Raw genomic sequence first — 10,725 nt, forward strand, 5'->3', positions numbered from 1 at the left:
GTGCGGCGCTGCGGCGCACGGGCATCACCGTCATCGCGCACAGCCGTGCCGAGGCCGTGGCGTTCCGCACGGACGACGACGGGCGCCGCAGGTTCGACATGCTCGTCACCGCCGACGGCAAGCAGCTGCGCGGCGACCTGCTCGTGCTCTCGTGCGGCGTGAGCCCGCGCAACGAGCTCGCCACCCTCTCGGGCCTGCGCACCGCCGTCGGCATCGTCGTGAACGAGCGGCTGCAGTCGTGGAGCGACCCCGACGTCTATGCGATCGGCGACTGCGCGCAGGTCACGCCGCGCACCGACGAGCTCGCCGGCCAGCGGGTCCTGCCCGGCGCACCATCGGGCCTCATCGGACCCGGCTGGCGCCAGGCGTCGTGGCTCGCCGCCGCGTTGACCGACGAGGCCGCCGGCCGAGGGGCGGATGCCGCAGTGCCGGCCGAGCGCGACCCGATCGTGATGCTCAAGGCCGAGCACATCGACGTGGTCGCCGTCGGCGAGATCGCGGCCGACCCGTGGGACGACGACGCGCTGCATCCTCGCCGGCGCGTCTCGCAGTGGGCCGATCCCGAGCACCTCCGCTACGTGAAGATGGTGACCGAGGACGGCGTGCTGACGGGCTTCGTCAGCGTCGGGATGCCGCGCACCGCCGCCGAGCTCACGCTCCTCTTCGAGCGGCGCGGCGAACTGCCCGCGGACCGCTCCCTGGTGCTGCGGTTCGACGGTCCCGACTACGATCCAGCGGCCGACGCCGACGCGTTCGCGCCGACGAGCACGGTGTGCTGGTGCAACGGCGTCACGGTCGGACGCATCGAGGAGTCGGCGGCGTGCGGCCACACGACGGTCGAGTGCGTGGGTCGCGACACGCGCGCCGGCACGGGCTGCGGCGGCTGCAAGGGCCGCATCGCGGAGGTGCTCGCCCGTGCGGCGGAGGCGGACGGGACGCCGAGCCTCACGGCCTGAGGTCACGGGCGGCGGGGTGTCCCTCGTCGCCCTCGGAGGATCGCCGTCGCCACCGGCATCCGCACGCGTCAGGCGCGCGTCAGGCGCGCTCTCGGCGGTCGGCGTCGACATGCGCGTAGCGCTCGAGCACCAGCTCGACGAGCTCGCGCGGCGCCGGCCGGTCGGGCAGCAGCAGCGGCTCGGCGATGACATCGCCGCCCGCCGCGGTGGCGGCGTCGTAGAACGTGCCGGGCGCCAGCAGGTACGCGCCCACGACGATGCGGGAGCCGGGATGCACCTCGCGGATCATCTCGATGGCATCCGGCAGTCGAGGGATGGCCGCGGCGATGAACCCCACGGTCACTGGACGGCCGAGTCGCTGGCCGAGCCGGCGGGCGGTCTCGAAGCACTCGCGCACCGCCCGGGGATCGTTCGAGCCCGCCGCGGCGAGGAGCACGGCGTCGCCCTCGGCGAGGCCCAGGGCGTGGAGGCGATCGGCGAGCACCGAGACGATGCGCTCGTCGGGCCCGAGCTCGGGGGCGAGCTGGGCGCCCCCGCCGATCCGGTCGAGGCCGAGCGAGAGGCCCGTGCGCACGTGGAAGCCCGCCGAGAGCACGAGCGGCACGATCACCGCATCGGGCTCCGCGTCGGCGGCGAGGGCGGCCGCGACATCGGCGTTGCTCGCATCGACGAAGCTGATGGACACGCCGATGTCGGGTCGCTCGGAGGCGACGGCGTCGACGAGCCGGATCACGGCCTCGCGATTCGCGGCCGACGGCGCACCGTGGGTGACGGCCACGAGACGGAGCGGATGGGCGCCGAGCCGGTCATCCGGAAGGCCAGCACCACTCGACCCGACCATCTCCGAACCCCGCGCTCTCCGGCGGATTCCGCTGTCGGCCGCCGGTTTCGACGCTATGCACGGCGTGTTTCGCGGACGGCTCCCGAGTGTTTCCGGGACGTGAAGAGTGCCTCACGCCGAGCCGTGGCGCCCGTGGTCGCGTGTCGGGAGTGAAGGGCGCGGATGGAAGATGCGACCGCGCCGGCTACTCGGCGAGCAGCTCGGGCCGCACGCGGCGGGTGCGTTCGACCTGCTGGTCGTGCCGCCACGCGGCGATCGCGCCGTGGTTGCCCGAGAGCAGCACGGGCGGCACCTCGAGGCCACGCCAGGTCGCGGGCTTGGTGTAGCTCGGGTACTCGAGCAGGCCGTCCTCGTGGGACTCCTCGACGAGGCTCTCGGGGTTGCCGACGACGCCGGGCACGAGACGGCCCGCGGCCTCGATCATCGCCATCACCGCGACCTCGCCGCCGTTCAGCACGTAGTCGCCGAGACTGATGAGGCGCACGCGCATGCGGCCCGCGTAGTGGTCGACGACGCGCTGGTCGATGCCCTCGTAGCGCCCGCAGGCGAAGACGAGATGCGCCTCCTGCGCGAGCTCGCGGGCGGTGGCCTGCGTGAACGGTTCCCCCGCGGGCGACGGCACGACGAGCAGGGCGTCGGATGCCGCGTCGCCGACGATCGCGTCGATCGCCTCGCCCCACGGCTCGGGCTTCATGACCATGCCCGCACCGCCGCCGTACGGCGTGTCGTCGACGGTGCGGTGCCGGTCGTGGGTGTGCTCGCGGAGGTCGTGCGTGCGGACGTCGATCAGGCCCGTCTGGCGCGCCTTGCCGAGCAGCGACAGGTCGAGCACCGAGAAGAAGTCGGGGAAGATCGTGACGATGTCGATCCGCATGGCCCGACCCTACTCGGCGGGCTGGTCGTCGCCGCCGGATGCCTCGGGCCCGGCGTCGGCGGACGCCTCGGGCTCCGCGTCGGCGGATGCCTCGGGCTCGGCCTGCGCGGGCACGACGGCCTCCACCGGTTCCTCGACGAGCTCCTCGAAGAGGCCGGGCGGCGGCGTGACGGTGAGCGTGCCCGCCTCGATGTCGACCTCTGGCACGATCGCCGAGACGAACGGGACCATGACCTCTCGGCCGCCGGCCTTCACGATCAGGAGGTCCTGGGCCGGCAGGTGGTCGACGTGGGTGACCTGGCCGATGCGCTCGCCGTCGCGGATGACGGCGAGTCCGATCAGCTGGTGGTCGTACCACGCGTCGTCCTCGGGCGACTCCTGGTCGACGTGCTCGACCCAGAGGATGGCCTTCGCCAGGCCCTCGGCGGCGGTGCGGTCGTCGACCCCCTCGAAGAACCCGACCGGGTGGCCGTTGTACCAGCGCACCTCACGGAGGGTGAGGTGCTTGCCGTGCCAGGGCGAGGACTCGGGCACCTGCAGCGAGAACTCGGCGCCGGGCACGAAGCGGCGCTCGGGATCGTCGGTGTAGAGCTCGAGCTTGATGGCGCCCTTCAGGCCGTGCGCCTTGGTGAGGCGGCCGACCCTGAGCTGCGTTCGGGGTGCGTCGGCCACGTCAGTCGTCGGTGTCGACGACGTCGACGCGAACGCGGCGGCCGTCGGCGAGTGCGGTCACGAGGGTGCGGAGCGCCTTCGCGGTGCGGCCGGCACGGCCGATCACGCGACCGAGGTCCTCGGGGTTCACGTGAACCTCGAGGACCTCGCCGCGTGCGCTCGACGCGGAGACGACCTTCACGTCGTCAGGGTGATCGACGATCCCCTTGACGAGGTGTTCGAGCGCGGACTGGAGCAAGGCCTAGGCCTCGTCCGTCGCGGTCTCGTCGGCGGCGGGCGCCTCGGCGGCCGCATCCGCCTTCGCGGGCTTCTCCGACTTGGGCTTCAGCACCGGCTTCTTCTTGTCGTCGGCGACGAACCCGGCCTTGGGCTCGGCGACCTTGACGGTGGACTTCGCGTCGGCGTCGCCCTTGAACTTGCCCCAGTCGCCCGTGAGCTTGAGGATCGCGGCGACCTGCTCGGTCGGCTGGGCGCCGACGGAGAGCCAGTACTGGGCGCGGTCGGAGTCGACCTCGATGAACGAGGGGTTCTCGGTGGGGTGGTACTTGCCGATCTCCTCGATGACGCGACCGTCGCGCTTGGTGCGCGAGTCGGCGACGACGATGCGGTAGTACGGCGCACGGATCTTGCCGAGGCGCTTGAGACGGATCTTGACAGCCACAATTCTCCTGAAATGTTGTGAGGTGGGCGAACTGACAGCCGTGAGCGTGGGGTGCACACTCGGCGGAAGCTCAATGAGGTTCTGTGCGCCGGATAGAGGGTCGGGCGGTACAGAACTCGACTGACCATTCTTGCAGATTTCGCGTCGTAAGGATAATCGCCCGGGTCGCATGCCATGATGAGCCGACATCGGCGCATCCGACGCCGTGGAGGGGGTTCGCGCCGTGCAGATCGACTTCGCCCGTTCGGCCCGGTCCACCATCGGCCTCGAGTGGGAGGTCGCCATCGTGGATCGTGCCACCGGCGAACTCGCCTCGATCGGCGACCGCGTGCTCGAGCTGCTCGATGAGCGGAGCGCCGGCGGGACGCATCCCACCATCACGTCGGAGCTGCTCACGAACACCGTCGAGCTCGTGAGCGGCGTGCACCACCGGGTCGCCGACGCCGTCGCCGACCTGGAGGGACAACTCGCGGAAGTCAGGGCGGTGATCGACGAGCTCGGCGACTACGAGCTCATCTGCAGCGGCTCGCACCCCTTCAGCCAGTGGTACGACCAGCGCCTCACCGACAAGCCGCGGTACCACAAGCTCATCGAGCGCACCCGGTGGTGGGGCCGCAACATGATGATCTGGGGCATCCACGTGCACGTCGGCATCGACGACCGGGACAAGGCCCTGCCGATCCTCGACGGCCTGCTCGCCTACCTCCCGCACCTGCAGGCGCTCTCGGCGTCGAGCCCGTTCTGGGCGGGCGTCGACACCGGGTACGCGTCGAATCGCGCGCTCATGTTCCAGCAGCTGCCCACGGCCGGGCTGCCGTACCCGCTGCCCGACTGGTCGGCGTACGAGCGCTACGTCGACGACCTGGTGCGCACCGGCGTGATCGAGGACCACAGCGAGGTGCGGTGGGACATCCGCCCGTCGCCGAAGTGGGGCACGGTCGAGGTGCGCGTCTGCGATGGCGTCTCGACGGCGGCGGAGATCGCCGCGATCGCCGCGCTGGTGCAGTGCCTCGTCGAGTGGATGAGCGAGCGCCTCGACGACGGAGAGACGCTCACGGTGCTGCAGCCGTGGTACGTGCGCGAGAACAAGTGGCGCGCCGCGCGATACGGCATGGACGCCGAGATCATCACGGATGTCGCGGGCACCGAGCGGCTCGTCGGCGACGACGTGCGCGACCTGCTCACGACGCTGGTGCCGGTCGCAGAGCGGCTCGGATGCCAGGCCGAGCTGCAGCTCGTGCGCGGCACCCTCGACGGCGGAGCGAGCTATCAGCGCCAGCTGCGGGTGGCCGAGGCCGCAGGGGGCGACCTCACGGCCGTGGTGGCGCACCTCGCCCGCGAGCTCCGCGAAGGGGTCTCCTAGGCCGGGATGGCCCGCGTGCGGATGAGCTCGGCATACCACTTCGCGCTGTCCTTCGGCAGGCGCTCGAGCGTGTCGTAGTCGACGCGCACGATGCCGAAGCGCTTGGAGTAGCCGTAGCCCCACTCGAAGTTGTCCATGAGCGACCACACCTGGTAGCCGCGCAGGTCGACCCCGCGTGCCATGGCCCGGTGGGCGGCGGTGAAGTGCCGGCGCAGGTAGTCGACGCGCTCCGCGTCGTGCACGGCCGGGCCGTCGGGCTCCTCGGTGACGACGTCGTCGAACGCCGCGCCGTTCTCGGTGACCATGAGCGGAAGGCCCGGGTAGGCCTCGTGCAGGGCCACGAGCAGGTCTTCCAGGCCCGACGGGTCGATGTTCCAGCCCATGGCCGTGTAGGGGCCCGGCTGCACGAGGAACTCCACGTGCTGGGAGCCCGGCCACGGCGTGCCGCCCATGTCCTTGTGGCCGTCGGCGTTGGCCCGCGGTGACACGCCGTCCCACATCGCCACGGTCACGGTCGAGTAGTAGTTCACGCCGAGCAGCGAGATGGGCTGGCGGATGAGCTCGGTGTCGCCGGGCCTCACGAACGACCAGTCCGTGACCTCGGCCGTGTCGGCGATGACGTCGGCGGGGTACTCGCCGTCGAGGAGGGGCCCGAGGAACACGCGGTTCGCGAGGCCGTCGATGCGGCGTGCGGCCTCCGCACCGGTCGGGCCCGACGGTCGGATGACGTGCAGGTTGAGCGTGATCGAGTAGCCGGGGTCGTTCGTGACGACGTCGCGCAGCGCGGCGATCGCGAGCCCGTGCGCGAGGTTCAGGTGGTGCACGGCGGCGAGCGCCTTCGCCCCGTCCATGAGGCCCGGGGCGTGCGCGCCCGAGCCGTAGCCGAGGTACGCGCTGCACCAGGGCTCGTTGAGGGTGGTCCACACGGCGACGCGGTCGCCGAGGCGCTCCCCCACGATGCGGGCGTAGTCGGCGAAGGCCTCGGCCGTCGCGCGGTTCGCCCACCCGCCCTCGTCCTCGAGCGCCTGCGGGAGATCCCAGTGGTAGAGCGTCGCGATGGGCCGGATGCCGCGGGCGATCAGCCCGTCGACGAGGCGCTCGTAGAACGCGAGGCCCGCCTCGTTGGCCGGCCCGCGCCCGGTGGGCTGGATCCGCGGCCAGGCGATGGAGAACCGGTACGCCTCGAGCCCCAGCTCGGCCATGAGGTCGAGGTCGGCGTCGAGCCGGTGGTAGTGGTCGTCGGCGACGTCGCCGGTGTCGCCGTTCCAGACCTTGCCGGGCGTGTGGCTGAACGTGTCCCAGATGGAGGGGCCGCGTCCGTCCTCGTCCACCGCACCCTCGATCTGGTACGACGCCGTGGCGGATCCGAAGAGGAAGTCGTCGGGGAAGGTGAGTCCCGCGTCGCGGTAGTCGGCTGAGCCGGTGGTCATGAGCGTGCTCCAGTCGTCGAGTCGCGGCATCCGCTCTCGCCGCCACTTCACAGTATCGCGTCGCCCTCGGCTTGCCTCACACGTCGGTCAGCGCGACGTCATGGAACGTCGGGAGGCGTTCGACGTCGGGACTCGCTCAGTACCAGTAGTCGCCGGTGCGTTCCAGGTACCGGGCCAGGAACGCCCGTTCCCCGAGCCGCCACTCCTCGGCCCGGTCCTCGTGGGAGAGCTGGAACGCGGGCATGAACTCGACGATGTCCCGCGCGAACGCGCTCTTGAAGGTGAGGACGCCGCGGCCGGCGGCATCCGGTTCGCCGGGCGGCGGGACGTGGCCGAGGTCGTACCGCTCGATGCCGGCTGCGGCGAGGTCCCGGATGATCTCCCACTGCAGGAGACGCGAGGCCATGAGCTGCGGTCGGTCGCGCAGGGAGCCGCCGTCCTTGTACCACGCGTTGGGGCCGTACGTCGCGACGAAGGCGCCCGAGACGACCTGCCCGTCGTGGCGCGCGAAGTAGAGCCGGCCGCGATCGTCGCGAGCGAGCGTGTCCCACACCCGCTCGAGGTACTCCGCCGAGCGGAAGAAGGCCCCGGACCGCTGCGCGGTGGTGCGGACGAGCTCGGCCATGATACGGCGGCCCGACGCGTCGGCGTCGACCCGTCCGACGACGACGCCCTGTCGCTCGGCCGAGCGGATCTCCGCCCGTGCCCGCTTCTTCATGCCGGAGAGGATCTCCTCCTCGCCCGCCGACGTGTCGACGACGACGGCGTGCCGGTACTGCGATGCCGCCGTCGGGAGCCAGCCGTTCGACGCGAAGGCGGCCACGAGCGCCTCGTCCCGCGGTTGGTGCACCTCCACCTTCGTCGCGAACGCCGTGCCGCGCTCCGCGCGCACCCGCTCCGTGAACCAGGGCACGTCGGCCGGCCCGAGGCCGCTGACCCGTGGGATGTGGGCGAAGAGCCCGAAGCCCGCCGCGAGCCGCTCGAAGACGAGCACCGGGAAGTCGCGCTCGACGCCGAGGCCCCGGCGCGACACCCGCCACGGTCCGGAGGAGCGCACGGCCTCCCACGTGCTCGACTGCATGAAGTGCGGCGCACTCTGGCTCGCGAGCACCCGGTCATCCCAGGCGACCGCATGCTCCTGCGACTGGGCCGCTTGCACGGTACCTCCTCGTCGAACTGCCGTGTGCGCGGCGGCCGTCCCGCGAGACGCCCTGCCTTGGCGCACATCGTAGGCGCAGATGCCGCCCGCCGCCCACTTCACGCCGTTCGACGCCCGCCGCGGTCGGCCGGACGGGTCCAGGTCGCGCGGCATCTGGCCGCTCGCCCACGCCCGACCTAGTGTGGAGCACATGGGCGACTCCAGACTCGAACTCGACGGCGAGCACGTCCGGGCCCAGCTGCTGTCGGGCCGGGGCACCAACGGCGGCTCCTCGCTCGTCGTCGACGGCACGACGCAATCGCACGTGAACCCGCTCGACCCCCTCGATCTGCAGCTCGAGTACACGCGGCTGATCGCGGCCATGATCGACGGATGCCGTGAGCCGCGCCGACCGTTGCGGGTGCTGCACCTCGGCGCAGGCGCCCTCACGATCCCCAGGTACGTCGGGGCGACCAGACCCGGCTCGGTGCAGCACGTGGTCGAACTGCACCGCGAGCTCTTCGAATTCGTGCTCGCGGCGCTGCCCCTCGCCGACGACGTGCAGCTCACGGTCGAGTTCGACGACGGGCGGCAGGCGGTCGAACGCGCCGTGCAGACCGCCGGTGGATACGACCTGGCGGTCGTCGACGTGTTCTCGGGAAGCATCTCGCCCAGGCACATGTCGACGCAGGGGTTCTTCGCCTCGCTCGCGCGGTTGCTCGCGCCCGACGGCATCGTCATCGTCAACACGCTCGCGACCGAGGGCCTCGTGGTCAGCCGCGAGGTGACCGCGACGCTCCGGTCGGGGTTCGCCGACGTGCTCGCCCTCGCGGCCCCGCCGGTGGTGGAGGGCACCAGCCTCGGCAACATCGTGGTCGCGGCCTCCGCGGTGCCGCTGCCGGGTGAGGAGTTCCTGCGACGTGCCGACACCGGCCCACGACCGATCGGACTCCTTCGCGACGAGTCGCTGGTGTCGTTCGTCGGGGATGCGCTCCCGCGCCGCGACGGGGATCAGCGGGACTGAGCATGCGAGCCGGTCGCGCGGGGATGCGAGCGGCGGTCGGCGGCGCGCCGAGGTCCCTGCTCGTGGTCGCCCTGCTCGCGGGCGCCCTCCTGGTGCCCGCACCGCACCGGGCGGATGCCTCAGAGGGCCGGGAGCCGTCGATCGGTCCCGGGCTGGAGTGGGTGGCGCACCGCGACAATCCCTTCCGCCAGGGGGACGACCCGAGCTTCATCAACTCCGACCTGGCGTTCTCGGGCGACTACCTCGTACAGGGCAACTACGCCGGCTTCTCCATCTGGGACATCGCCGATCCGACCGCCCCCGAGCTCGTGACGGCCGTGTCGTGTCCGGGCGGACAGGGCGACATCAGTGCCGTCGGGAACCTGGTGCTCATCTCCGTCGACGAGACGATGTCGGATGACTCCTGCGAGGCGACGCGCGTGCCGGAGACGTCCGAGAACTGGGAGGGCCTTCGGATCTTCGACGTGAGCGACCCCCGGGCGCCCCGCTACGCCGCGGCGGTGCGCACCCGCTGCGGAGGGCACACGCACACCGTCCTCCCCGACCCTGCCGGTCCCGAGCGGGTCTTCGTCTACATGAACGCCTACAGTCGCGGCGCGTCCATGCACTGCACCGGGCGAAACCCGCTGCAGATCATCGAGGTGCCGCTCGCCGCCCCCGAGCAGTCGTCGATCGTCGGCGAGCTCGACCTGTTCGACGATGAGACCGCCTTCGGGCCCGAGGACCGCGTCCCGGGCGGCGCCGAGACGCGGTCGACCACCGGATGCCACGACATCACCGCCTTCCCCGCGAAGGGCTTGGCCGTGGCGGCCTGTCGCGGGGACGGTCTCCTGCTCTCCATCACCGACCCGCTCGCACCGGTGGTCCTGCAGCGCGTACGCGATCCCGCCGTGGCGTTCTGGCACTCGGGGATCTTCGACAACGACGCCACGCAGATCGTGTTCCAGGACGAGCTCGGCGACGGATTCATCAACACCTGCTCGCCGGCGTTCGGCGCCGACCGGGGGGCCGACGGGATCTGGGGCATCCGGCCCGAGGGGCTCGTCAAGGCCGGCAGCTACAAGCTCCCCCGCACGCAGTCCGACCTCGAGAAGTGCGTCGCGCACTCCGGCGGCCTCGTCGCCGTGCCGGGTCGCTTCATCGTCGCGCAGGCGTGGCTCGAAGGGGGCGTGTCGGTCGTCGACCTCACCGACCCGGCGGCGCCCGTGGAACTCACGTGGTTCGATCGGCCCGACTACGGGTACTCGATGGACTACACCGCCGGCATCTGGGCGGTGTACCCCTACGACGGCTACCTGTACGCGAGCGACATGTACGAGGGCCTCGAGGTCCTCCGGCTCACCGACCCGTTGTTCGCGGATGCCGCACGGTACGACGCCGTCGGCTTGAATCCGCAGACCCAGCCCGCGTACGCGTGGGTCTGGCGGGAGGCCCCCCTCGTGCCCGCCGATGCCGCCGAACGCGCCCCACTGGAGACGCTCTCGATCGAACCGGCGACGCTCGAGCCCGGGCCTTCGGCCGAGGTGACGGTCTCGCTCCCGGCCGGCTCGCTGGTTCCCGGAGAGACCGCCGACGTGTGGTGGATGCCGACGCAGACGGTGCTCGCGACGGTCACCGCGGCCGCGGACGGCTCCATGGCCCCGACCGTCGCCACCCTGCCGGGGCCGCTCGACCCCGGCAGCTACGACCTCGTGGTGCGGGGTGACCGTTCAGCACCGCAGCTCGCGCTCGCGGGCCTGACCGTTGCGGTGCCGACCGTCTCGCCG

11 protein-coding genes are annotated in these 10,725 nt (G+C 71.8%); 4 read left to right on the forward strand and 7 right to left on the reverse strand.

What is annotated here, in order from left to right:
- Positions 1–956, forward strand: a 956-nt coding sequence (locus GH736_RS10180) for an FAD-dependent oxidoreductase (RefSeq protein WP_159602808.1), incomplete at its 5' end; no start/stop codon positions are given.
- Between the two features lie 79 nt (positions 957–1,035).
- On the opposite strand, the gene GH736_RS10185 is transcribed toward GH736_RS10180, so the two are convergent.
- From GH736_RS10185 to rpsP, 5 genes are all read right to left on the reverse strand, one after another.
- A complete protein-coding gene (locus GH736_RS10185) occupies positions 1,036–1,734 on the reverse strand; it encodes a sirohydrochlorin chelatase (protein ID WP_235933970.1) in 699 nt (232 codons plus the stop codon).
- Between the two features lie 247 nt (positions 1,735–1,981).
- Positions 1,982–2,671 carry a tRNA (guanosine(37)-N1)-methyltransferase TrmD gene (gene trmD, locus GH736_RS10190; protein WP_159602812.1) on the reverse strand — a complete coding sequence of 230 codons (690 nt, stop codon included), beginning with the start codon at positions 2,669–2,671 and terminating at the stop codon, positions 1,982–1,984.
- Positions 2,672–2,680: 9 nt separating this feature from the next.
- Positions 2,681–3,343, reverse strand: a complete 663-nt coding sequence (rimM, locus tag GH736_RS10195; RefSeq protein WP_159602814.1) for a ribosome maturation factor RimM — start codon at positions 3,341–3,343, stop codon at positions 2,681–2,683.
- A 1-nt stretch (position 3,344) separates the two neighbouring features.
- On the reverse strand, positions 3,345–3,581 hold the full coding sequence (locus tag GH736_RS10200) for an RNA-binding protein (RefSeq protein WP_056651189.1): 237 nt from the start codon (positions 3,579–3,581) through the stop codon (positions 3,345–3,347).
- A gap of 3 nt (positions 3,582–3,584) precedes the next feature.
- Positions 3,585–4,004 (reverse strand): 30S ribosomal protein S16, encoded by a 420-nt coding sequence (gene rpsP, locus GH736_RS10205; protein WP_159602816.1) that lies wholly within the window; start codon positions 4,002–4,004, stop codon positions 3,585–3,587.
- Between the two features lie 223 nt (positions 4,005–4,227).
- On the opposite strand from rpsP, the gene GH736_RS10210 reads away from it, so the two are divergent.
- Complete coding sequence (locus GH736_RS10210; RefSeq protein WP_159602818.1) at positions 4,228–5,367, forward strand: glutamate--cysteine ligase; 1,140 nt, start codon at positions 4,228–4,230, stop codon at positions 5,365–5,367.
- Here the strand turns inward: GH736_RS10210 and GH736_RS10215 are convergent.
- Both GH736_RS10215 and GH736_RS10220 read right to left on the reverse strand, forming a co-directional pair.
- Entirely contained in the window at positions 5,364–6,797 is a 1,434-nt protein-coding gene (locus tag GH736_RS10215) for a GH1 family beta-glucosidase (RefSeq protein ID WP_203230711.1), read from the reverse strand. The genes GH736_RS10210 and GH736_RS10215 overlap by 4 nt on opposite strands.
- Before the next feature lie 136 nt (positions 6,798–6,933).
- Positions 6,934–7,956 (reverse strand): lipid II:glycine glycyltransferase FemX, encoded by a 1,023-nt coding sequence (locus GH736_RS10220; RefSeq protein WP_159602822.1) that lies wholly within the window; start codon positions 7,954–7,956, stop codon positions 6,934–6,936.
- 190 nt (positions 7,957–8,146) lie between these two features.
- On the opposite strand from GH736_RS10220, the gene GH736_RS10225 reads away from it, so the two are divergent.
- Positions 8,147–8,959, forward strand: a complete 813-nt coding sequence (locus tag GH736_RS10225; protein WP_159602824.1) for a spermidine synthase — start codon at positions 8,147–8,149, stop codon at positions 8,957–8,959.
- 2 nt (positions 8,960–8,961) lie between these two features.
- Positions 8,962–10,725, forward strand: a 1,764-nt coding sequence (locus GH736_RS10230) for an LVIVD repeat-containing protein (RefSeq protein WP_159602826.1), incomplete at its 3' end; no start/stop codon positions are given.

Source organism: Agromyces humi, from assembly GCF_009720255.1.
GTDB classification, from domain to species: Bacteria; Actinomycetota; Actinomycetes; order Actinomycetales; family Microbacteriaceae; genus Agromyces; species Agromyces humi.